Consider the following 22,664-nt stretch of genomic DNA (forward strand, 5'->3'; position numbering starts at 1 on the left):
GATTTCTTTCGTTTAGGGAAATTTCGTTTTAATTTCATAAAAAAGAAGATTTACTCAGAAAGTAAATCTTCTTTTATTTTTTGCCCATTATTCCATTCCAAAAGAAGTCGATGATTTGTTCGGCCATTTCATCTATTGTAGAAAAAATTGATTTTTGATCTGTATCTCTATAATTCCCAATCGATAGAATTGCAAAAAACAATTGGGTATAGAATTTTGAATTGCCTCGAGGTATTTCCTCATTCTCAATGGCTGTTGTCATTGCTTTTTCAATCACATTATACATCATTTCTTCCGCGTTGTTCATTTGTTGTAACTGCTCATCTGATAAAGAAACTTTCGCTTCCTTCGTAAAAGCTTTTAAATCAATTTCAAAAGTTGCTCTTAAATGGACTTTAACCATTTCGTGGAGATTTACTTTCAACGACTTATTCGAAGATAAAATCTCAGCCATTCGTTCACTTATTCGAAGCATCATTTGAACCATTGCATCCGTAAAAAGATCTGCTTTAGTTGGATAATAATAATAAACCGTTGCTTTGGTCACACCACAATTCTTAGCTACGTCATCCATTGAAACTAATTGATATCCGTTTTGAAGAAACAATTGGATTGCATTTTCAACGATTGTTGTTTTTGTAGGCTTTTTTTTTGAATCCTGTGGTGGTCTACCAAGAGGCCGTTTCATTTGTTCCAATTTGCTTCTCTCCTAACCTTTTATTTCCTTTTCATTATATCATAATAAAAGTTCTTGAATAATTAACTGACCAGTATATATAATTATGGTAATAAATTTTTACGAGAGGTGAATTCAGTATGAAACATCATCCCTTTCATTCATGGGGAAAATTTGTATGTAGTAAACGTACAAGATGGATAACATTGTTATTATGGGTTCTATTAACGATTGTATTATCATTAAGTTTTCCTTCTGTAAATGAAGTAGAAAATAATACAGCAGATAACCTACCTAAGCAATCCATGTCGCAAAAAGCTGATCAGCTAATAAAAAAAGAGTTTCCAACTGATTCTGGAAACCCTTTATTAATTGTTTGGAACCGTAAAGATGGACTAAAGGAAGACGATTACAAAGTCATTCAAACTGTTTATAAAGAACTTCAAAAGTACCCATTGAAAAATCAATTAACATCACCGTCATATGATTTAATGCCTACACAAGCAATTAAACGAAGTTCTTCAGAGGATGGTACTACAATCATTACAACTGTTCTTTTTGATAAAAAAGCAGATGATAAAGTACTCCAAAAAAATATCGACATACTAGAAAAGCTAATTAAAAATAATACTGGTGATGACCCAGTAAAACGAAAATTAACAGAATCTGGTCTAAAAGTTCGCTTTTCTGGCCCAGTTGGAATTCAAACAGATGCTGTAAGTTTATTTTCACAAGCCGATGTAAAACTTTTATTATCAACTGTATCGCTTGTATTAGTTTTCTTAATCCTCCTATACCGTTCACCAATTATGGCAATTGTCCCGTTAATAGTAGTTGGTTTCGCTTACGGAATCGTAAACCCTTTATTAGGATTTTTGGGTGAAAAAGGTATTATAACGGTTGATTCACAAGCCGTTTCGATTATGACCGTTTTATTATTTGGTGCTGGTACTGATTATTGTTTATTTTTGATATCTAGGTATCGTGAATATTTACTTTATGAAGAAAATAAATATAAAGCACTTCAACTCGCGATTAAGGAATCTAGTGGAGCCATTACGATGAGCGCTTTAACAGTTGTTATTGGTTTAGGTACACTCTTATTAGCTCAATATGGTGCGTTTCATCGTTTCGCAGTACCATTTAGTTTGGCAGTTCTTTTTATGGGTATTGCTGCAATAACAATCCTTCCTGCCCTTCTATCCTTATTTGGTAGAGTTTCATTTTTTCCTTTTATTCCAAGAACTGAAGAAATGGAAGTTTTGAGAGCTAATAAAAAAGGAAAATCGATTACGAAAAAACAAACCAAAGTGACATTTAATAAAAAAATAGGAAAACTGGTTACTCATAAACCTTGGACAATTATTCTAGTTTCTATCATTCTCTTAGGCGGGCTAGCTCTGTTTGTACCTCGAGTACAATACACATATGATTTACTTCAATCATTTCCTAAAGATATGCCTTCAAGAGAAGGATTTGATTTAATATCAGACCACTATTCATCAGGTTTATTAGCACCTGTTAAAGTAATAATCGATACAGAAAATAAAAATATTCCTGTAAAAAAGGAATTAGAATCACTTTCATTCGTAAAAGATGTTTCTAAACCTAATACAGGCAAAAATAATAAAAGATTACAATTATATGAAATTTCTTTAGTCGAAAATCCTTATTCTATTAAAGGATTAGAGAGAATTCCTCAACTAGAAAAGAAAATTAAGAAGCTATTGAACGAAAATAATATACAAAAAGTAGATGAGCATTACTGGATTGGTGGAGAAACAGTAACGAATTTAGATACAAAAAATATAACTGAGCGCGATCAATCTGTTATTATTCCTGTAATGATTGGATTAATTGCATTATTACTGTTAACTTATTTACGTTCTATTACAGCAATGATTTACTTAATTTTATCAGTCATATTATCTTATCTTTCTGCATTAGGTGCAGGCTGGCTAATTCTTCACTACGGATTTGGGGCTAACGCGATCCAAGGTTCTATTCCTTTATATTCATTTGTATTTTTAGTAGCATTAGGTGAAGATTACAATATATTCATGGTTTCTGAAATATGGAAAAATAAGAAGAAGCAAGCTCATCGCGATGCAGTAGCAAATGGAGTAGCAAAAACTGGGGCTGTTATTTCATCCGCTGGATTAATCTTGGCCGGTACATTCCTAGTGTTAGCAACTTTACCAATTCAAGTACTAGTACAATTTGGTATCGTTACTTGTGTTGGAGTATTAATTGATACATTCATTGTTCGTCCACTTTTAGTTCCAGCAATTACTACAGTATTAGGTAGATTTGCATATTGGCCAGGTGAACTTTCGAAAAAAGAGTATGATTCAAAACAAAAAATGCAAATAGAATAATAACAGAATAAAAACACCATAATGCATTATTTACTTAAATGATGCATTATGGTGTTTTTCATTGGAACAATCATTGTAAATTACTTATTAGTTTGATTAAGCTGTTTCATCGTCAGATTAATCAATTGATATAAACCAAACATCCCTAAGTAAGAGCCAGTAATTAAAAAATAAATATTAAGAAATACAGCATGAATATTTGTCATAAAAACAACATCATGTTTTATAATTTGATAAATTGATATTGCTGAAATTCCCCCAAAAATTATATAACAGATGATTGCTATTATATTAAAAATTGTGTTAAAGATCCGATTAAATCTAGCTAATCCAATCATGATAATAGGAAAAAAAATAATTGAACAGAATATTAAAGTTTTCAAGTGGTTTACTTACTCCATTTTTTAATTGAAATATGATAATTTTATTATTTGCAAATTTATTTTGACTATCCAAATTGAGCACTCTTTTCACTCTGCCCTCTTTACTTAATCCTTAATATGAACGATAGGTAAGACTCAAATAAAAACTATATGAGTGTTTTAGTCATGATAAAGTCTGTTTGTTCTTCATCCCCCATAAAAAATGAGTGTGACCCAGTGTGAACAAATCCCATTTTTTTATAAAAAGCAATCGCATTTTCGTTTTTTTCCCATACGCCTAGCCAGATTTTCTTTCTATTGAGTTCCTCCGCAATTTCTAAAACTTTAATATACAGAACTTTACCAAGACCGTGTTTTTGAAATTCTTTCTTTATATAAATCCTCTCAATTTCAAGTGATTCATCACCCATTTCTTCAGATTGGGCCTCATTCGTATTGACCTTTAAATAGCCAGCGATGAATTGATTATAATAAATGAAAAAGAATTGCGAAGATTTATTGGACAGTTCTTTTTCTATTTGATTTATATTAAATGCTTTTTCTAAATAAGCATTCATATTTTCTAGTGTATTCTGATCCTTAAATGTCTCATTGAACGTTTCATATCCGATTTGTTGAAGTTTGTGCGAATCTTTAGAGTTACACTTTGTTATATTTATTGTCATATTAATATGTCTCTCCTCTATTTAATCAATAATTTCTCTTGTTTCCCTTTTTAACAAATTCCCAGTCTTTTTCGACATTTTTTCTTACCTTTAGAAGAAGATTGAAAATAGTTTCAACTTCTATTTCGGACAATCCATCTAATGCAACGATATTGGAATAATCATTTTCTCTTTTTATAAAAGGATAAACATTTTCCCCCTTCTCTGTTGCAAAGAGCTTTTTTATTTTTTTGTTCTCTTTATCCTCTTTCTTTTCAATAAATCCATTCATTTCAAGTTTTTTTATAGCACGTGCTGCTGTTGTTCGATCTACCTTTATCATCTCAGCTAACTTTTCTTGAATGATTCCTGGGTTTTCAACTATTCGCACTAGATACAAATACTGACCTTTTGTAAGGTCATATTCTTTAAACTCAATATTACTAATCGAATCTAATGCTCTTGCAATCATCCCAATTTCACGAAGAATTTCCTTCATAATTAACTCCTTAGTATTAATATTGTTGTAAATGCAATAAAAATGATATATATTAAATTTAACTTATTTTTGTTGCATTTGCAATAATACAGTAAAAAATTTGGTTAAAAGGGACTGATAAAAATGACGAATACAAAAAAAGTAATGAATGAAAAAGAGTTAAAAATAGCTTTTGCAATAAGGAAAGATGTATTTGTAAAAGAACAAGGTGTACCTATAGAAGATGAATTTGATCAATATGATAAATTAAATAGTCATTGCGAACACATATTAGTTCATTACAATGAACAACCAGTCGGTACGGGAAGGATTAGGTTTATTGATGAAGTAGGTAAATTAGAAAGAATCTGCATCCTCGAACCTTTCCGTAAATTTGGTCTTGGAAAATCCATTATTAAAGCATTAGAAGAAATCGCGGTAGAACAAGGAGCCAAAAAAGTAAAATTGCATGGCCAAACACATGCAGAAGGTTTTTATAAAAAGCTTGGATATCATACTTCCTCTAATATCTTTATAGAAGATGGAATCCCACATATTCTCATGCTAAAAGAAATAACTAAATGATAAAGCGATTAATTAAAACGAAGTATTTTTTTTATGTATTAGGAATTTTAATATTAACACTAGGTATTTCAATCAATATACAATCTAACCTTGGAACTTCACCATTTGATGCACTTTTAGTAGGGTTATCCAAAAATGTGGGTCTGACTGTAGGAAGTTGGGAAATAATCGTTGCTTTATTACTATTATGTATAAATTCTTTATTAAAAAGAAAAAGACCAGAATTTTTAGGTTTAGTAACTGCCTTTATAACGGGTATTGGCATTGATATGTGGCTGTTTTTATTACACAATTTCATAACACCTGAATTTTGGTACAGCAAAATAGCTTTTTATAGTATCGGATTAATTATTTCAGGTGTAGGAACTGCAACCTACTTACACACAAATTTTGCACCGATTCCAGTTGATCGGTTAACATTAATCCTACAAGAATTAACTAGAACAAATATCTTTTTTTCGAAAACAGTCATTTATCTTATTTTCTTAATAGCTGCATTAATTTCAAGTGGACCAATCGGCATTGGAACGATACTAACCGTTTGTTTTGGTGGGTTAATCCTTAATTATTTTATGCCAATTACAAAAAAATTTTTAAACCAAGTATTATCTGACTCTAGTACATCTTCCAACTTCGAAAAAGAGAAAAATCTTTCTATATAGAATGCACTAGATTACTTTTACTCATAAATCTACTTTCTTCGGAAACACTATCCTTGGAGGTGAATGCACATGAGTAAGAAATCATCTGGAAGAGGACAAAAAGCTCCAAGTGTTAATCCACAAGGATACGGAAAAGACGTTGAATTTTCAACTGAGCCTCAAAGTGAACTACAGAATTTAGCAAAAAAGTCTAACAAAAAATAATCTTTGCTATAGTTTAATCTTTTATAAAAAATAACCAGAATAACCCTTTATCCGGGTTTTCTGGTTGTTTTTTTATGATGGTTTTGTACCAATTACGATTGTAGAGTCCAATTCATTATTGTGAATTAACCTGGCTATTAGTCCATATTGATTAAAAATTTCTACTGTTTGAGGTGCCTGAATTTTGCTTGTTTCTACTAATAAATGGCCGCCTGAAGCTAACCAAAAAGACGCATTTTCTGCCACTCTTCGGTGAATGTCATTTCCATCATTACCACCGTCAAGTGCCACTTTTGGTTCATAAAGACGTGCCTCCTGAGGGAGCGACTTTATTGCCTCAGTTGGAACATATGGTGAGTTCGCCACTATAATATCAACATTCCCAAGTAATTGAGGTGGCAGTGGATTATAAAGATCACCTTCATATACAAGACCACCTAGTTTAGAAACATTGCACTTAGCACACTGAACTGCAGTAGGATCAATATCGACAGCATACAACGTAACCAACCCAACAGCCATGGAAATCGCTACACCCACTGCTCCAGAACCACAACAAAGATCAATCACTTTGACACCAGGTACTGATAATTCAATAGCCTTTTGAGCAAGAAACTCTGTCCGACGGCGAGGAACGAAGACACCTGGTACTACTGCAATCCTATTGCCATAAAACTCCGCCCAACCTAGAATATATTCAATGGGTGAGCCAGCTGCTCGCAGATTTACCATGGTTAAAAGTTCTTCTAAAGTATCAGCTTCAGAAATAAGAAGCTGAGCCTCTTCTTCTGCAAAAACGCAACCGGCGTTCCGAAGTTGCTCGATTATACTATTTTTAATTTGTACACTACTATATATTTCATTTTGATTTACTATAAGTACCACCCAATCTTTAAAAAGGTTATTATTGGGAGTTCGGTAAAAATTGGTAAATACCTTCTTCAAACTTCATGCCAGTAGTTTGAGAAGGTTACTATTCTTTTCAGCCTTCATTTAGGCCCTTGTTAAACTCTGTAATTTATCGACGATCGTTCACCATTACTTAATTATTATTTATCATATTAACTTCTTAATGTTGTACTTTTAAAGATTGTCACTTTGGACCGGTTATATATTGAACAATTTTTCTAAGATTAAAAGAGTCCTTCATAACTTTATAAAAGAATTTACTTTAACGTATTTTCTATAGATTTTATGTAAAAATATAGTAAGAAAAAAAGTTAAAGGTGAAGGTAATGATTGGAACTTTTGAAGTCATAATTCGAACTTTTTCAGCGTTTGTTTTACTTATTTGTATTACCCACTTACTTGGAAAACAAACAATATCAAAAATGACTTACCATGATTATATTACTTCAATTACATTAGGATCTATTGCAGGTAATTTGACGTTTAATACTTCTATACATTTTAGTAACTATATTACTGCATTAACAATCTTCAGTACGTTTTTATTTCTTGCTACTTTAGTTTCATTAAAAAATAAAAAAGCTAGAGCGTTATTCAATGGACAGCCTACTGTTGTCATACAAGATGGGAAAATACTAGAAAAAAACATAGAAAAACTAAAAGTTACAATGGATTCATTCAATCAAGCACTAAGAAGAAGAGATGTTTTTGATATAGAAGAAGTAGAATTCGCTATTTTTGAACCTGACGGACATTTATCTATATTAAAGAAGCCCTCGTATCGTTTTGTAACTAGAAAAGATTTGGGGATTTCTAGTCCTTCCCAATCAGATTTCCCTATTGAAATCATTATGGATGGTCAAATTATAGATAAAAACATCACTCAAAACCACCTAACAAAGGATTGGATCGTTACTGAAATTGAACGGCGAGGTTTAAAATTAGCTGATGTTTCATATTGTGTTCGAGGAACAAATGGTCAACTGTATTTTGATTTATATAAAGATCAAATTAAATCGCCTGTTGATATGGAGGAATGAACAAAAAATCGGTAACCTCATTAGAGGTTACCGCTTTTTCAATATCCCAAGAGCTTCTAAAACGGTATCCAATGTTTTGCCCCAATATGGTGAATTATCAATCGTTTATCAGTCGTACACATTCCTTAAATTGACTATGAATATGTTTTACAATTTTACAAACAATATTCCACAGGAGGTGGAATATTATTGAAAACGGAACCAACCATTCCATTACTGAAAGATATTAATAGTAATTTAGAAAAATTAAAAGATGAGTTTTCAAATGTTTTTGATTTTAAAACAAGAAAGATTACTTTCAATGATAGACCACTGTGTATTGCTTTTATTGATACAATCTCAAATAAAGAAATTATTAACGAAAAAATTATTAAAGTACTTTTAAATATAAAACATGGAAATATTATGACGGATCTTCCAGTTTCAACTATTTCTACAACTAATTGTTTTAATGAAATTAACGATTCTCTTATTAATGGAAAAACAATTTTGTTAGAGGATGGATCAAAGGAAGCCTATATAATTGATACTGTTTTATTTGAAGTAAGATCGACTAGTGAACCAGTAAATGAAAGAGTAGTTGCAGGTGCTCATGATGGTTTTGTTGAGAGTTTAAGTAAAAACATCAATTTTCTAAGAAACAGAATAAGAAGTACTCACTTTAAAATAGAAGTTTTGGAAGTTGGTGATCCTGTTACAAATGTTGGAATTTTATATTTAGATAATATAGTAAATAAAGATATTCTACAAAATGTTAAAAACCGTATTAACTCAATTGAACTTGAAAATAATTTAACAACAGGTAAATTGGAAGAATTTATCGAGGATAGTTCGTTATCTCCTTTCCCACAATTATTAGAAACAGAGCGTCCAGATCGCGTTATATCTAATTTGTTCGACGGAAAAATTGGCGTAATAGTTGAAGGCAGTCCAACAGTCTCAATTATGCCAGCTACTTTTTTTATGTTTTTCCAAACGCCTGATGACTATAATGGAAGAGTTTTAATTGGAACTTTTTTAAGGATTATTAGGCTATTTAGTTTTTTTCTTTGTATAACTTTACCTGCAGTATACATATCAATTGTTTCTTTTGGGTATGAAATTCTCCCATATGAATTAGTTACAACTATTCAAAACAGTATCGAATTCGTACCCTTTTCACCATTTGTCGAAGCGATCATTATGCAATTGATATTGGAATTATTAAGAGAAGCAGCCGTTCGATTACCAAGCCCAATTGCTCAAACGATCGGCATCGTTGGAGGACTCGTTATCGGAACAGCTATTGTAGAGGCTAACTTAGTTTCAAATACCATGACAGTCGTACTCGCAATTACAGCAGTTGCGTCATTTGTTGTTCCTGTTCATGAAATGAGTTTTTCACTTCGATTATTAAGCTTTCCAATGATTATTTTGGCATCACTATACGGATTTGTAGGGATTATATTCGGTTTAACGCTTATCTTTATTCATATGGTTAAACTTGAATCTTTTGGTTCTCCATACTTTTCACCTCTTGCTCCAATTCGTATAAAAGATTTAAAGGACGCTATAATTAGAATACCAAATTGGAAAATGAAGACCAGGCCAACAAATGCACTTCCTATTGATACGATTCAATCCAAAAATATGAAAGGGTGGAAAAAATGATAATTAGGCAAAATGAGACTATTTCATCCTTTCAATTATTTTTTTATTTGGTAATCGCCCAATTAAATGTAGCTATATTAACGTTACCAATGCATTTATATAAAGAAAGTAGTCATGATGGATGGATTTCCTTATTATTTTCTTGTCTGTATTCAGTTTGTACTATATTTCTCTATTCATTTTTACTTAAGCGGTTTCCGAATTTAACAATTTTTGAAATTTGTACGTTATTTTTTGGAAAGTGGATTGGTGGAGTATTGAAAATTAGTTATATTTTATATTTTATTTATATTGCCTATTTAATTAATCAATTTTATCTATTTATTTTTAGTAAATGGGTTTTTCCAAACTCACCATCATGGGGTATTTTACTACTCTTATTCATAATTGGGATTTATTTAGGGAAAGAAAATATTCGGACTACGACTCGATTTTTCCAATTATCATTTTGGACATTTTTAATCATTTTCATTTTTAGTATAGAAGCATTTCAACAAGTGGAATGGAAGTTTTTGCTACCGGTAGTTCAAGTTAACTTTGTCCATATATTTAAAGGAAGTTATAAGTCCTATATCTTCTTACATGGTTTTGAGTGCCTATTAGTTCTCTACCCTTTTATCCAAGGTTCTCATAGAAAAACGATAAAAAGTACTATTTTTTCTATTTTATTTATTACCATGATTAATCTATTTACTGTCGTTTTATGTTTCATATTTTTTAGTAAAAAGGAAATGCAGTTAATACCAGAACCGACAATATATTTATTTAAAACCTTAACTTTTTTTAAAGAACTAGAACGTCTAGATTTACTATTTCTTTCAGTTTGGTTTGTCATAATTGCCTCATCCTATGTGTCTTATTTAAACCTAGCTAATGTCGGTATTTCAAATTTAATAAGAAAAAAAAGAAATAATACATTTTCTACTCTGACAATTTGCTTTCTTATCTTTTTAGTTGGTAATTTAGTACCTTCTTCAACTGGATTTATAGATATTCTGATAAAAACTTTATCAATTTCGAGTTTTATTTTTATACTTTTGATTCCAGCGTTAATCTTATGTATATCCCTACTCTTTAAGATTAAAAGTAAGGAAGTTAAATTGTCATGAAAAAATATCATTTCATTACTTATTTATTAATTTTTTTTCTAACAGGCTGCTGGGATCAACACTCATTGAAGGACTCTGCACTAGTATTAAGTATTGCATTTGACCAAATTCCCAAAGACAATATTAAAGCAACGGCAAGTGTCAGAACCAATATTTCAAAAGGTGACCAAACCGAGGCCACTAATTATATTATTAATGATCAAGGTGCAACTGTAAGAGATGTACGCAACAATATTGATTACCAAATTCCTGGTAGTTTTTCTGCCAACAAATTACTAGTGATGCTTTTAGGTGAAAAACTGGCAAAAAATAATTTGTATCCTTATTTTGATAATTTTTTCCGATTTATTCGAAGCCCTCTAACTTCACGAGTAGCAATTGTAAAAGGCCAGGCCTCTAGTATTATTGAAATGAAAACTTACAAGGATATTTTTATCAGTGAGTCACTTTCAGAAATGCTTGAAGCTGCTGAAAATATTTCTGTTATTCCAAAAGAGACACAAGAAACTATTTACAAAAAAATGGATGATCCAGGCAGTGATTTAGTCCTACCTTATTTAGAAAAAACAAATGATGAAACTATTAAAATTAAAGGTGTAGCACTTTTAGAAAACAATCAATTTACTGGAAAAGTCTTAAATAATAAACAGTCAAAATTATTGTTATTACTTCAAGACAAAAAAAGTAATACGATGAGTTTGTCTGAACCATTAGGGAACAATAATGAAGTTATCTCTTTTAAAGTAAAAAGTATAAAAAGAAACATACAAATCAAAAACGAAGAACGACCTAAGGTAAGAATCGATTTAAAAATTAAGATTGATTTAACTGAATATACAGGTGAAAATTTAGCTAGTAATAAAAAGAAAAAGGAAATAGAAAATAAAATTGCTGAAAATATCAAAAAGGAGCTAAATGAAGTATTTAACATACTTCAAGATGCGAATTGTGATGCATTAGGAATTGGCAGATATTTAATGGCCTATCATCCCGATATATGGAAGAAATTAAATTGGGAAAAGGACTATTCAAAAGTTCAATGTGAGGTCAACACAAAGGTATTTATGTATACAAGTGGGATTATTTTATGATCGTTAAAACAAAAAAGAAAAGTTTAGCAATCATATATTTACATTATAAAACCCCAAAAAGCCCTCTATCGGGCTTTTTGGGGTTTTACTTGCGTCTAATCGTACTTCATTTTTAGTCTATTGCCCAGCACGTTAATTTGTGACAGTTTACAAAAAGTGATTAGCTTTATTTTAACTTTCCTATTGATAGGTTAACAAATAGTTTACTTAATAAAAAATGACCGACGAATTGTCGATCATTTTTTTCGGCTAATTATGCTGGCAATCTTACGTGAATTCTTATTCTATTCCATTTAAATCATTTTAAGAATTGGATTCTAAAAAACAGAAAAACCAACAAGCTGGTTTTTCAGTTTTCCATTACCTATGAATTTACCACTGTACTAACAAGTTTATCTATATAATAAAATTTTTTTTATGCTAGTCTTTTTTCCATTTCTTTAAATTGTTCTTCTATTTTTTGATTTTGATTTGAAGTTATTAAACTAACAATAATAACCGCTACTAAACTTAAAATAAAACCTGGTACCATTTCATATAAATTAATCGTTTGTTTAATAACATCTACACTTATCCAAATAATAACCGTTAAAGCTCCTACAATCATACCCGCAAGCGCTCCCCAACGAGTCATTCGTTTCCAGAATAAACTTAATAAAATTGCTGGTCCAAATGCAGCTCCGAAGCCTGCCCAAGCATTACCTACAAGGTTTAGAATCGTATCATTTGGTTTTAATGACAATAGAAGCGATACAAGTGCAACGATTAAAACCGCTAATCGCCCAACTCGTACAAGCTCTTTCTCCGTAATGTCTTTTTTACCAAAAATACGATATAAATCTTCAGTTAATGCACTTGATGTTACTAAAAGCTGTGAAGAAATCGTACTCATAATAGCTGCTAAAATTGCAGATAACAAGAAGCCTGTAATTAAGGGATGAAATAAAGTATTTGCGAAAAAGATAAAGATTGTTTCAGGATCTTTTAACGTTAAATTATTAATAGATATATAAGCGATTCCTACAAGTCCTGTAAGTGTCGCACCTACAATTGTAAAAAGCATCCAACTCATTCCAATTCGTCGAGCTGGTTTTAATTCTTTGACAGTCGATATAGCCATAAAGCGTACAATAATATGTGGTTGTCCAAAATAACCTAATCCCCAAGCAAGTAATGAAACAATTCCAACGAAAGAAGTCCCAGTGAAAATATTTAATAACTTTGGATCAATATGTTGAATCTCATCAAACACAGGCTTTACACCACCTATATTCGTAAAAGCCACCAAAGGAACCATTATAAGTGCGATAAACATAATTAAACCTTGAACAAAATCTGTTAAACTAACAGCCAAGAAGCCCCCAAATAAAGTATAAGCTATTACAACTCCTGCCGTTACAAATAACCCAATTTTATAGTCGATACCGAATGCTGATTCAAATAATGTACCACCAGATACAAGACCAGCTGAGCAATACAATGTAAAGAAAATAATTATAACAATTGCAGAAGCAATTCTTAATATTCTACTTGTATCTTGGAATCTCTTTTCAAAGTAATTTGGGATTGTAATGGAATTGTCTGCAATCTCTGTAAAAACTCGTAGTCTTGGAGCTAAAAGTAAATAGTTTAAATATGCACCAACCGTTAGACCAATTGCGATCCATACAGAAGAAATCCCAGTCGCATACATTGCTCCTGGTAATCCCATCAGCATCCAGCCACTCATATCAGCTGCACCAGCTGAAAGTGCAGTAACTGCTGGTCCAAGACCACGGTCTCCTAGCATATACTCAGATAAACTATTAGTAGACTTTTTATAAGCGTAAGCACCAATAGCTAACATAAAAATAAAATAAATAGAAATCGATATAAGTACTTGAGTATCCATGAAATTCCTCCGTTTAACAATGAAGTAGATAAAACTATTAATTGATAACATTCTCTTTAAGAAAATATATCCCAAATTGTGTAGAAATGACTCTTCACTTCTACATAAAATTATTTTATTATAATAACCTGAAAATTACAATTATTATAAAAAAGTAAAATTATTTATAAAATTCAGACTGTTTACCGCTAAAAAAAACAGCGATCGTTTTAATGACAAGTGTTAACTGCATTAATCTATTATTCATCCTTTCTTTAATTAATTTTTTAAAATTACACATTCAAAAAAGATGATCGTGTTTTAAGAATTTCAGTTAATCAACCAATTTACGATAAGTTAAGTGAACAAAGACTATCAACCCGAGGAAAGATATTAAAGTCAGTAAGACCTTCAACCGTTGAATAAGTTTTGCCCAAAGTAAAGAACTCCACGGCTTACGTTATGCACGATACCGAGGAGTTCACAAAGTAAAAAGACAAGTTTTGATGACCGCCATCATACAAAACTTAATTAAATGGACCAAACTTCTCTCACTAAAGGAAATAGGTCTTCATTTAATTTACCAAAAAACAGACTAAATGAACAACAAAAACAAAAATGCCACGAAAAATTCGTGGCATTTATTTGACGAAGTCTTTTTTCAACAGCGTGAAGATGACCATTCTTAATAATAAGAATGGTCATCTTATAAACCCGACTCTTAAAAATCTTATAAAAATACTTTCCAAATAAATTTACTTTGAATATAATAGACATTAATTTAAATTTCAGTTATAGGATTTGAGCAATTACATAAAATATTCGTAAATTAAGTGATTTACATTAGAAATTTAACATATAAATATAAGTTAGATAATAGAAGTGAAAATAATGTGATTGGAAGACCTATCTTCAAGAACTCCCAATATCCAAACTTGTGTCCTTCTCTTGATGCAATTCCTGCTGCTACAACATTTGCAGAAGCGCCTATTAATGTTCCATTTCCGCCAAGACAAGCCCCTAATGCAAGTGACCACCATAATACTTCAATTTGCGGAGCGTCTGGTGAAAGCCCCATCCCTACGGATAAATCTTGAATCAAAGGTATCATAGTTGCAACAAAAGGAATATTATCGATTGTAGCAGAAGCAATTCCTGACACCCACAAAATTAAAGGTGCTGCCACATGAATATTTCCATTTGTTAATTCTAAGACCTTTTTAGCCAATGAACCGATTAATCCAATATCTACTAACCCACCTACTAGTACAAATAGACCAGCAAAGAAAAAAATAGTCACCCATTCAATATTCGCAAATACATCTTCTAGATCATGTTCTTTTACACCAATTATCATTAGTATTGTTGCACCTAAAATGGCTACAAGCGCTGCATCTAAATGTAAAACAGAGTGAAGAATAAATCCTAATAAAGTCACTCCAAGTACTATAAGGGATTTAATTAATAAGGATTTATCTTTTATATAGTCTGCTTCATTGATTGACATCAATATTTTAATTTGGTCTGACGATGTTACTAACCTTTTTCGATAAATAAAATATATTATGATAGTTAATAACAGAACTATAATTCCGATAATAGGCGCTAAATTAATGAAAAATGAATTAAACGACAAATGTTTATTAGCAGATCCAATCATAATATTAGGCGGATCACCTATCAATGTTGCTGTTCCACCAATATTAGAATAAATAACTTCCAGTATTAAGAATGGTCTTGGATCGACTTTTAAAATTTTGGTTATAGATAATGTAATTGGAACTATTAATAAAATCGTTGTTACATTGTCAAGAAATGCTGAACAAATGGCTGTTAGTAATGACAATGAGATTAATATAAGTATAGGTTGTCCTTTTGAAATCTTAGCTGTCTTAATTGCTATATATTCAAATAGCCCTGATTTACTTGTAATATATACAATTATCATCATTCCAATTAAAAGTGTTATAGTTTCCCATTCAATATGAGTGGTCAATGCAGAATGCAAATCAACTGCGCCAATTCCAACAATGATTCCTGCACCTAATAAAGCTATTAAGGCTCTATTCATTTTTTCAGTTATAATGAATGCATAGGCAACTAAAAATACAATAATAGTTGCATAATACCTCCAATTATACCCATGTTCTAAATGTTCCATTTCTTTCCCCCCGAAACTGATGTGAATATGAATATTTAATCTAAAACAAAAAAAAGCCTGTCCCAAGGCATAATACTCCCTTGTATGACAGACTCCTCCATTAAAAACTTATATATTAGTTTAGTATATTATCTTATATTAAAGGAGATATATTTACATTTCAATTAAAACTTTTCTATTGATAGATTACAAATGAGTTCTATACTAAAACAAATGAGGATTATGTAAGTCTATAATTAAATTTGAAAGAGGTGTCACATGGAAACAATTTATTTAGTCTATGGTAAAGGATATAAAAAAGTAGACATTATCTATGTTGGTATAGAAAAAGATAAAGCAATTAACTATTATTTTGCCTGCCATAACGTAGATCTTGATAATCAAATTGATATATCATATGGCATAAATTATAACGATAGTTGGATTCAAACATGGAAAAATGGAAAAATAGTAGAAAAAGAATGGCGACCAAATATAAATGGACTTGATTAAACCAACAAATTATAAAAAAACAAGCTAGTCGCTTGTTTTTTTATTTTATTCAATTTTTCCAAACACAATATCCTAAGTTGTTTAACGATTTGACTTTCCCATCACTGTCTAGCTGGTTCTTTACTTTTTAAATGCATTATTACTTTAGGTATACTCAAGCCTTGTATTAGCAATGAAAATACCACATTTGCATATACAATTAACAAGATATTTACTCTATATGGAAAGTCAACGGGTAAAGTCAATGCCAGTGCAATTGACAACGCACCTTTTAATCCTCCCCAGTTAATCAGAAACTTTTCAGAATTTGTAAAAGTTTTGATTTTTAATAGACTAATACTTACAGCAATTGATCTTGCAATTAATACAATAATGATTGTTAATAAAGACACTTTCCAATTCGCTAGTACATCTAATCGATAAACTACTAAACCAATAAGTAGAAATAAAATCGTATTTCCTACAAACGAAATGATGTCCCAAAAACTTGCTATGTAATCCTCAGTTACCGTGCTCATTCCGATTTTCTTTCCATAATTCCCAAATACAATGCCTCCAACTACTACTGCAATTACACCACTTCCATGAAAATGCTCTGAAATAATATAACTTCCATAAAAAAGTAAGAAAGACACCATTGTTTCAAGAGGATAATTATCTACAAAGCTAATCATGTATGAAGCTAAAAATCCTAAACATAACCCTATAACGATTCCAATCAGAACAACCTTAACGAATAATAAAACACCAGCTCCAATACCTGATAAGCCCATATTTATATAACTTAATAAGAATACGGTAGATATTTTAAAGAATACAACGGCTATTCCATCATTAAACAGGCTTTCACCTTCCAAACTAGCTGCAATACTTTTCTTTACATTGTAAGTTTTAAACATTCCCATTACTGATATAGGATCAGTTGCACACATAAGTGAAGCAATGGTGAATGATACTACTACTGGTAACTTACAAATGTAAATCAGACCAACTGATACAAGAACAAATGTTAAAAAAGTACCTAATAAAGCTAAACTTAAGATTTCATTTTTGAACTTTTTAATTTCATTGTATTCAAACTTCATCGAAGCCTCTCCAAGAAGCGAAGGTAAAAAGAGACCAAGAACTATCAATGAAAAAGTCTCACTATTTGTAAATAAATCAGCAATTTTATCTAAAAAATCAATATTCAATAAACCAATTATTAAACCAATAATTACAAGAAATATTGTGTATGGTTTATTAAATTTATTTGCAACTAACCAAGCAATCACACCAAATAAAAGTAATATTAAGAATTCTCCTATTATCATATTTGAAACCTCTAATAATCCGTGTTCCATTTAATCTCTCCTTTGTAGAAATGGGATATACTTAAGTATAAAAATTGGCTACAAGAACTAATGAATTACTTTACTACAACTATAGGAAATTACATTCAAAATCTACATACAATGAGCTTACGTCTGAGTCGATTAAAAAAAGATGGCGCTCGAGTGGATTCAAAACTGGACTATTTTTTATTGGGGTTGGTGGATTTCATGGATACCATTTGTTGGATCTTTTATTGCACGTGTTTCCATGGGACGAACAATTCGCGAGTTCGTTACAGGAGTAATATTTGTACAAGCATTGATATGTATGTTTTAGTTTACAGTATTTGGAGGAACTTCTATTCATTTAGACTTATTTCAAACGCATTAAACAAATTTGCAACTAATGGGGAAGAAGTTGGACTTTTTGCGAAGTTCAGCCACTTGCCACTTAGCGGTGTATTAACTATAATTGGACTTTGTTTAATCACAAATTTTTATCAAATTTATTTGGGGTATTACAATATCAATTATTGCAGCAGTTTTATTGAATAATGGTGGACTTGATTCCTTGCAATCTGCTGCAATTCTTGCTGCATTTCCTTTTGCATTTATAGTGATTTTAATCCTTATTTCTTTATTTAAAGAACTTCAAAAAGAGAATATTCATCATCAAAGTATTAATAAAGCTGCTTCACCCTTTAAAAAATTAAAGGATATGTATTAGCCTTCACTGAAGATTAAAATGTAATAAAAAGAAACACCTAATTATTTTAAGCAATGGTGTTTCTTTTTTACTTGTTTTACCTACTTATTCACCATTACTTTGTTCTTTAACATGATTAGGATTACCTCCTGGAGGCAGAACTAAAATAGTATCTCGTTGGCTTTTAAAGCGAAATGGAGCAAAAGGAGCAAAGTATGGTTCACTAAACGAACGAAGACTTAATAAATGAATCAAGATTGTCATGCTCACAATTAAAACTCCTAACAAGCCTATATATGCTCCAGCCAACAATATTGCATATCGAAAAAGTCTCGCTACAATCGACATATTGTAATATGGAATAGCGAAACTAGCTATTGCAGTAACTGCAACAATAATGATCATGGAATTTGATATAAAACCAGCTTGAACGGCTGCTTGTCCTAATATTAAAGCACCGACTATTGAAAGTGTTTGTCCAATTAATCTTGGCATTCGAACACCAGCTTCTCTTAATAACTCAAATACTATTTCCATTAATATTGCTTCTACAATTACAGGTAATGGCACTCCTTCACGCTGTTCTGCAAAATTTACTAATAAAATCGTGGGAATAACTCCCTGATGAAATGAAGTAACTGCAACATAAATTCCTGGTACAAACATAGCTAATAAAAAGCAAAAATATCGAAGTACTCTTATAAAGGTCGATACATATGTACTTTGATAATAATCTTCAGGAGATTGAAAAAATTGGTTAAAAGTTGCTGGTACTATCATTACAAATGGACTACCAGCAATAAGAATAATTATTCGACCTTCTAATAAATTACCAACAGCAGCATCAGGTCGTTCAGTAAAGATTGAGGTTGGGAAAAAAGTTTGTTGATCATTATGGATATATTTCTCTAGATAACTTGAATCAATAACGGCATCAATTTTAATTGATTTGATTCTTTTTTTTACTTCTTTTAAGAGTTCCTGATTAACAACACCTTGTGCATACATAATTTCTACATCAGTTCTGGTCACTTCTCCTACTTTAAATGTTTCTAATCGAAGTGCCGTATGCTGAATTCGATTACGAATAAGGGACGTATTTGTCCTTATACTCTCTGTAAAACTATCTTTTGGACCTCGTATAATTGTTTGTGTCGAAGGCTCAGTTATATCCCTTGATTGAACCATTTTTGTACAAGCAACTAAAAAATTGCAGTCTTGATTCAATAATATAATCGTATCTCCTAGAAGAAGAGCTGTTAGAAGATTGGTGTAACTAGATAGTGATTTCAAACTTGATACTGAAATAACACCTTTTAATCCATTTTCCAAATCCAATATCGAAATTTTTTTAGCATTGGAAGTCAATTTATGTAAATTTAAGTAAACAATTTTCTCAATAATACCATCGTTTACAACTTCTTCATTAGAGATGCCATCAATTCGTATAATTGCGTAGGAGTGCTCCATATCTTTTCCAATAGTTTCCTGTCTAATTATGAGATCAGAACTATCACCTAAATCTGCTTTTATTCTATTAATATTTTCATTTATCTCTTTACTTAAAGTTCGAGTTAAATCACTTTGAAATGGAATTTGGTTATTATTCACTGAACTATTTACTTGTTTATAGTTAAGCATTATATACCATTCCTCCACTTTTAATTTGAATATAATTTTTCCTAAAACAGGTAAATTTATGTAAAACCTATAAATGGGCCTTTAAGATGTATGCTTAAAAGCCCATTTATATAACTAACGGACAAGATAATTAAAGACAAATTCTTACTTTCATTGCAAATTCTAATGGATTTTCAATAGACATAAAATGAGCGTATACAATATTTGGTTTAATAAACAGCCAGTGATTATGCAATGCACTGACTAATATCCCTTAATCTTGTAATGATTTAGTAAATGGATAAACTTCCTCATCAATTAAAGCGATTTCTCCTAGATTGAGGGAATATCCTTTCTCATCTAAACTTTGAAAAGAGATTGAAGCACCGATTGTATGAGCTGATTTTGAAGGTTTCCCTAATATTGAAACATTGATGTTCCTATGAATTGTAACAGAACAAGTACCATTTTCTAGATGATGTTTACCACCAGCAATTTCATCAAATTTATTACATAAATCGTTTATATTCATCTTTACCCTCCTTGGACTACAATCCACTATTCTTATTCTTACGGAATGTCTTAAAATAAAAATAATCATTAGAATTAGATGAGTATATATACTTAGAATTCTTCATAAAAATGTTTAAAAAGGAGAAGTGATATGCAAAGGAAAATTACTTCGATTGTATTAGGTAGTCTCTTAATTGGTATAGGATTAAATGCCTTTATAGTCCCCCTCCACTTATTAAATGGTGGAATTTTAGGAATTAGTCTTATTTTGAATTACATATGGGGAATTAAATTAGGATTCCTCGTTTTCTGTTTAAACCTTCCAATCTATTTGTTTACATTTATAAAAAATCGATCATATTTTATTAACAGCATAATTGCTCTTATCTTTACTTCAGTTATGATTGATTTGTTAATGCCATTTGAAGGGACAATCCATTTACCGATTTTAGTCAGTGCTTTCTTAGGTGGATTAGTAATTGGTTCTGGAATTGGAATTATGATAAGGAAAGACACATGTCCTGGAGGAATTGATTTAATTGCTTTTTTTCTCTCAAAAACATTTTCAGTAAATTTTGGTTTAGTAATTTTAGTTATTGATTCGATCATCATATCCCTTGGGATTTTTTTCTTAAAAGACATAAGAGTTCTATATTCAATTTTAACAGTTCTAGGTGTTGCAATTACTACAAGTATATTAACTACAATTAAATCAATTTCGGTTTTATCTTAAAATATTATTACTACTTATATTTATACGGTCCTATACTTTTAAAAGAACTACACCAATTTGAAAAGATCTTGTTTTGCCAAATAAAATGAATAATCATAACTCGTTTATGGTTATTTTTTTGTATTATCCTATAAATTTGCAGTCTTCTATTTGCAATTATGTGATATTCCTATTTGGAAAGTACAAAAATTCAATTAGATATACGTACCAATGAAAACGGGGCAAATGTATTAAATTGGATTCAATGACAAAAAACCAGAAAAGCCTTCAAACAGGTTTTCTGGTTTCTCACTTTCTACCAATTTCGCACGCTATTTAATTCTCCATACCCGCTCTCTATTTCACTGCCTTCTCATGCTCCTGCTTGAAAAAGCTCTTCATAGAATGGAACACATCTATGTTTTTATACGCGGACATTAGCGTACTGTGTCGATTGTATTGGTTTAAATGTATAGGATACACCCGTTGATATCACTGGGTTTTTCGAAGGTCATTTTTCAAAAAATCCAATTAGCTGTTTAGGATACACCCGATTTCGGTCAAATTCATGTTAAAAAGAACCAATAAGAATTACTTCAACTTTCTAGTTTACTCCAAAAAAAGTAGCAATAGTTACTCGTGTTCTTCAACTAACGTATTTGTTGCTGCATAATTAGTTTTCAACTTTTACTTATTTTGCAACCTATTTTGTGTTACTTTAATGCTCCCCCACTCACCTTACGGACAAATTTCTCTTGTTTTAATACAATTGTCTTATCCCATAAGCCATCCATTGGTAATTTCACTTTTCCTTGATAAACACCTTTTGAAACTTTCTTTAATTTTCCATCTGCTTTATGATTCATGCTTTTCATATTTAATATTATTTCCACTGAATCAACGTTAACTAATTTATTCTCGTTATTTTTTAAAGTTACTTCATAGCTATGTTCTGAATCTTTAGAAGTTGGCTGATCCGATAGAGTAACACTTAAATTATCTAAATATTTGTTCGAGACTGTTTCTTCCGACTTGCCACATCCATAAAAAATTGTTACAGCCACCAATAATAGTATAAAGCCATTTATTATTTTCATGATACACCTCTGTTTATTTCTAATGTTTTTTATTACTAAAAAAGCTAAGCAAACGTTTATTTGTTAGCTTAGCTTTTTTCAGTTATAAATTAATCATTGTTTTATTGTATACCAGTCTGACGAACTTTCTTTTTAATAAATTTAACTATAAACTCGATTAAACCTATGACAAATATTGATATACCAACCATTGGCATTAAAAGTCCACAAATTACTGAAATCAACAAAACACCTAAATAAAATTTATTTCCTTCACTTGCTTTTGGAACTCCAACTGTTCCTGTTGGACGGCGTTTCCACCACATTGTGATTCCACTAAATACGATTAACACAAGTGATAAACATGCTAAAACATTAATTATTAAGTTTGC

The 22,664-nt window shown here is 30.8% G+C and carries 23 protein-coding genes and 2 pseudogenes; 13 read left to right on the forward strand and 12 right to left on the reverse strand.

Annotation, left to right across the window (positions count from 1 at the left end):
- Window positions 1-73 precede the first annotated feature (73 nt).
- On the reverse strand, window positions 74-697 hold the full coding sequence (locus B6K90_RS18945) for a TetR/AcrR family transcriptional regulator (protein ID WP_088014332.1): 624 nt from the start codon (window positions 695-697) through the stop codon (window positions 74-76).
- Between the two features lie 119 nt (window positions 698-816).
- Between B6K90_RS18945 and B6K90_RS18950 the strand changes: the two genes are divergently transcribed.
- Window positions 817-3,054 carry an MMPL family transporter gene (locus B6K90_RS18950; RefSeq protein ID WP_088014333.1) on the forward strand — a complete coding sequence of 746 codons (2,238 nt, stop codon included), beginning with the start codon at window positions 817-819 and terminating at the stop codon, window positions 3,052-3,054.
- An 80-nt stretch (window positions 3,055-3,134) separates the two neighbouring features.
- On the opposite strand, the gene B6K90_RS18955 is transcribed toward B6K90_RS18950, so the two are convergent.
- The 3 genes from B6K90_RS18955 to B6K90_RS18965 all read right to left on the reverse strand — a co-directional run bounded on the left by B6K90_RS18955 (window position 3,135) and on the right by B6K90_RS18965 (window position 4,580).
- Complete coding sequence (locus tag B6K90_RS18955; protein WP_088014334.1) at window positions 3,135-3,437, reverse strand: transposase; 303 nt, start codon at window positions 3,435-3,437, stop codon at window positions 3,135-3,137.
- A 146-nt stretch (window positions 3,438-3,583) separates the two neighbouring features.
- Complete coding sequence (locus B6K90_RS18960) at window positions 3,584-4,102, reverse strand: GNAT family N-acetyltransferase (RefSeq protein ID WP_088014335.1); 519 nt, start codon at window positions 4,100-4,102, stop codon at window positions 3,584-3,586.
- Window positions 4,103-4,127: 25 nt separating this feature from the next.
- Complete coding sequence (locus tag B6K90_RS18965) at window positions 4,128-4,580, reverse strand: MarR family winged helix-turn-helix transcriptional regulator (protein WP_088014336.1); 453 nt, start codon at window positions 4,578-4,580, stop codon at window positions 4,128-4,130.
- A gap of 123 nt (window positions 4,581-4,703) precedes the next feature.
- Between B6K90_RS18965 and B6K90_RS18970 the strand changes: the two genes are divergently transcribed.
- The 3 genes from B6K90_RS18970 to B6K90_RS18980 all read left to right on the forward strand — a co-directional run bounded on the left by B6K90_RS18970 (window position 4,704) and on the right by B6K90_RS18980 (window position 6,010).
- Complete coding sequence (locus B6K90_RS18970) at window positions 4,704-5,144, forward strand: GNAT family N-acetyltransferase (protein WP_088014337.1); 441 nt, start codon at window positions 4,704-4,706, stop codon at window positions 5,142-5,144.
- Window positions 5,141-5,806 (forward strand): YczE/YyaS/YitT family protein, encoded by a 666-nt coding sequence (locus B6K90_RS18975; RefSeq protein ID WP_088014338.1) that lies wholly within the window; start codon window positions 5,141-5,143, stop codon window positions 5,804-5,806. Before B6K90_RS18970 ends, B6K90_RS18975 begins: the two co-directional genes overlap by 4 nt.
- 69 nt (window positions 5,807-5,875) lie before the next feature.
- Complete coding sequence (locus B6K90_RS18980) at window positions 5,876-6,010, forward strand: hypothetical protein (RefSeq protein ID WP_056467807.1); 135 nt, start codon at window positions 5,876-5,878, stop codon at window positions 6,008-6,010.
- A gap of 72 nt (window positions 6,011-6,082) precedes the next feature.
- Here the strand turns inward: B6K90_RS18980 and B6K90_RS18985 are convergent, their stop codons facing one another.
- The gene (locus tag B6K90_RS18985) at window positions 6,083-6,895 is read right to left on the reverse strand and encodes a putative protein N(5)-glutamine methyltransferase (RefSeq protein WP_235821845.1); all 813 of its coding nucleotides are present in this window, start codon (window positions 6,893-6,895) and stop codon (window positions 6,083-6,085) included.
- Between the two features lie 350 nt (window positions 6,896-7,245).
- Here B6K90_RS18985 and B6K90_RS18990 point away from each other — a divergent pair, with 350 nt between their 5' ends.
- The 4 genes from B6K90_RS18990 to B6K90_RS19005 all read left to right on the forward strand — a co-directional run bounded on the left by B6K90_RS18990 (window position 7,246) and on the right by B6K90_RS19005 (window position 11,809).
- Window positions 7,246-7,959 (forward strand): DUF421 domain-containing protein, encoded by a 714-nt coding sequence (locus tag B6K90_RS18990; protein ID WP_088014339.1) that lies wholly within the window; start codon window positions 7,246-7,248, stop codon window positions 7,957-7,959.
- Window positions 7,960-8,148: 189 nt separating this feature from the next.
- Window positions 8,149-9,609: a spore germination protein gene (locus tag B6K90_RS18995; protein WP_167555431.1), complete on the forward strand. Its 1,461-nt coding sequence runs from the start codon at window positions 8,149-8,151 to the stop codon at window positions 9,607-9,609.
- Window positions 9,606-10,718, forward strand: coding sequence for a GerAB/ArcD/ProY family transporter (locus B6K90_RS19000; protein WP_088014341.1), 1,113 nt, complete (start codon window positions 9,606-9,608; stop codon window positions 10,716-10,718). The genes B6K90_RS18995 and B6K90_RS19000 overlap by 4 nt, the downstream gene beginning before the upstream one ends.
- Complete coding sequence (locus B6K90_RS19005) at window positions 10,715-11,809, forward strand: Ger(x)C family spore germination protein (protein ID WP_088014342.1); 1,095 nt, start codon at window positions 10,715-10,717, stop codon at window positions 11,807-11,809. The genes B6K90_RS19000 and B6K90_RS19005 overlap by 4 nt, the downstream gene beginning before the upstream one ends.
- Window positions 11,810-12,224: 415 nt before the next feature.
- Here B6K90_RS19005 and putP read toward each other — a convergent pair whose 3' ends face one another.
- The gene (gene putP, locus B6K90_RS19010) at window positions 12,225-13,700 is read right to left on the reverse strand and encodes a sodium/proline symporter PutP (protein WP_088014343.1); all 1,476 of its coding nucleotides are present in this window, start codon (window positions 13,698-13,700) and stop codon (window positions 12,225-12,227) included.
- A 401-nt stretch (window positions 13,701-14,101) separates the two neighbouring features.
- On the opposite strand from putP, the gene B6K90_RS19015 reads away from it, so the two are divergent.
- Complete coding sequence (locus tag B6K90_RS19015; protein WP_088014344.1) at window positions 14,102-14,278, forward strand: transposase; 177 nt, start codon at window positions 14,102-14,104, stop codon at window positions 14,276-14,278.
- A 239-nt stretch (window positions 14,279-14,517) separates the two neighbouring features.
- Here the strand turns inward: B6K90_RS19015 and B6K90_RS19020 are convergent, their stop codons facing one another.
- A complete protein-coding gene (locus B6K90_RS19020; protein WP_088014345.1) occupies window positions 14,518-15,840 on the reverse strand; it encodes an ArsB/NhaD family transporter in 1,323 nt (440 codons plus the stop codon).
- A gap of 258 nt (window positions 15,841-16,098) precedes the next feature.
- Here B6K90_RS19020 and B6K90_RS19025 point away from each other — a divergent pair, with 258 nt between their 5' ends.
- Complete coding sequence (locus B6K90_RS19025) at window positions 16,099-16,332, forward strand: hypothetical protein (RefSeq protein ID WP_088014346.1); 234 nt, start codon at window positions 16,099-16,101, stop codon at window positions 16,330-16,332.
- A 101-nt stretch (window positions 16,333-16,433) separates the two neighbouring features.
- Here the strand turns inward: B6K90_RS19025 and B6K90_RS19030 are convergent, their stop codons facing one another.
- Complete coding sequence (locus B6K90_RS19030; protein WP_088014347.1) at window positions 16,434-17,675, reverse strand: cation:proton antiporter; 1,242 nt, start codon at window positions 17,673-17,675, stop codon at window positions 16,434-16,436.
- A 142-nt stretch (window positions 17,676-17,817) separates the two neighbouring features.
- Between B6K90_RS19030 and B6K90_RS24605 the strand changes: the two genes are divergently transcribed.
- Complete coding sequence (locus B6K90_RS24605) at window positions 17,818-17,982, forward strand: BCCT family transporter (protein ID WP_088014348.1); 165 nt, start codon at window positions 17,818-17,820, stop codon at window positions 17,980-17,982.
- A 210-nt stretch (window positions 17,983-18,192) separates the two neighbouring features.
- Window positions 18,193-18,372 (forward strand): BCCT family transporter, encoded by a 180-nt coding sequence (locus tag B6K90_RS19045; RefSeq protein ID WP_235821846.1) that lies wholly within the window; start codon window positions 18,193-18,195, stop codon window positions 18,370-18,372.
- Window positions 18,373-18,456: 84 nt separating this feature from the next.
- Here the strand turns inward: B6K90_RS19045 and B6K90_RS19050 are convergent, their stop codons facing one another.
- Together B6K90_RS19050 and B6K90_RS19055 are read right to left on the reverse strand one after the other, a co-directional pair.
- A complete protein-coding gene (locus tag B6K90_RS19050; protein ID WP_088014351.1) occupies window positions 18,457-19,992 on the reverse strand; it encodes a spore germination protein in 1,536 nt (511 codons plus the stop codon).
- Between the two features lie 130 nt (window positions 19,993-20,122).
- Window positions 20,123-20,572, reverse strand: a pseudogene (locus B6K90_RS19055) (DUF1259 domain-containing protein).
- Between the two features lie 63 nt (window positions 20,573-20,635).
- Between B6K90_RS19055 and B6K90_RS19060 the strand changes: the two are divergent.
- Window positions 20,636-21,217 carry a YitT family protein gene (locus B6K90_RS19060; protein WP_088014352.1) on the forward strand — a complete coding sequence of 194 codons (582 nt, stop codon included), beginning with the start codon at window positions 20,636-20,638 and terminating at the stop codon, window positions 21,215-21,217.
- A 692-nt stretch (window positions 21,218-21,909) separates the two neighbouring features.
- Here the strand turns inward: B6K90_RS19060 and B6K90_RS19065 are convergent.
- Window positions 21,910-22,293 (reverse strand): FixH family protein, encoded by a 384-nt coding sequence (locus B6K90_RS19065; RefSeq protein ID WP_088014353.1) that lies wholly within the window; start codon window positions 22,291-22,293, stop codon window positions 21,910-21,912.
- Between the two features lie 101 nt (window positions 22,294-22,394).
- Window positions 22,395-22,664 (reverse strand): annotated as a pseudogene (locus tag B6K90_RS23840) (PepSY domain-containing protein); the annotation flags it as partial.

It is taken from the genome of Gottfriedia acidiceleris, assembly GCF_002128425.1.
Lineage (GTDB): Bacteria > Bacillota > Bacilli > Bacillales > Bacillaceae_G > Gottfriedia > Gottfriedia acidiceleris.

Coding starts and splice junctions, on each gene's coding strand:
- B6K90_RS18950 (WP_088014333.1), top strand. CDS start 817: ATGAAACATCATCCCTTTCATTCATGGGGAAAATTTGTATGTAGTAAA.
- B6K90_RS18960 (WP_088014335.1), bottom strand. CDS start 4,102: ATGACAATAAATATAACAAAGTGTAACTCTAAAGATTCGCACAAACTT.
- B6K90_RS18965 (WP_088014336.1), bottom strand. CDS start 4,580: ATGAAGGAAATTCTTCGTGAAATTGGGATGATTGCAAGAGCATTAGAT.
- B6K90_RS18970 (WP_088014337.1), top strand. CDS start 4,704: ATGACGAATACAAAAAAAGTAATGAATGAAAAAGAGTTAAAAATAGCT.
- B6K90_RS18975 (WP_088014338.1), top strand. CDS start 5,141: ATGATAAAGCGATTAATTAAAACGAAGTATTTTTTTTATGTATTAGGA.
- B6K90_RS18980 (WP_056467807.1), top strand. CDS start 5,876: ATGAGTAAGAAATCATCTGGAAGAGGACAAAAAGCTCCAAGTGTTAAT.
- B6K90_RS18990 (WP_088014339.1), top strand. CDS start 7,246: ATGATTGGAACTTTTGAAGTCATAATTCGAACTTTTTCAGCGTTTGTT.
- B6K90_RS19000 (WP_088014341.1), top strand. CDS start 9,606: ATGATAATTAGGCAAAATGAGACTATTTCATCCTTTCAATTATTTTTT.
- B6K90_RS19005 (WP_088014342.1), top strand. CDS start 10,715: ATGAAAAAATATCATTTCATTACTTATTTATTAATTTTTTTTCTAACA.
- putP (WP_088014343.1), bottom strand. CDS start 13,700: ATGGATACTCAAGTACTTATATCGATTTCTATTTATTTTATTTTTATG.
- B6K90_RS19020 (WP_088014345.1), bottom strand. CDS start 15,840: ATGGAACATTTAGAACATGGGTATAATTGGAGGTATTATGCAACTATT.
- B6K90_RS19025 (WP_088014346.1), top strand. CDS start 16,099: ATGGAAACAATTTATTTAGTCTATGGTAAAGGATATAAAAAAGTAGAC.
- B6K90_RS19030 (WP_088014347.1), bottom strand. CDS start 17,675: ATGGAACACGGATTATTAGAGGTTTCAAATATGATAATAGGAGAATTC.
- B6K90_RS24605 (WP_088014348.1), top strand. CDS start 17,818: ATGGCGCTCGAGTGGATTCAAAACTGGACTATTTTTTATTGGGGTTGG.
- B6K90_RS19050 (WP_088014351.1), bottom strand. CDS start 19,992: ATGCTTAACTATAAACAAGTAAATAGTTCAGTGAATAATAACCAAATT.
- B6K90_RS19060 (WP_088014352.1), top strand. CDS start 20,636: ATGCAAAGGAAAATTACTTCGATTGTATTAGGTAGTCTCTTAATTGGT.
- B6K90_RS19065 (WP_088014353.1), bottom strand. CDS start 22,293: ATGAAAATAATAAATGGCTTTATACTATTATTGGTGGCTGTAACAATT.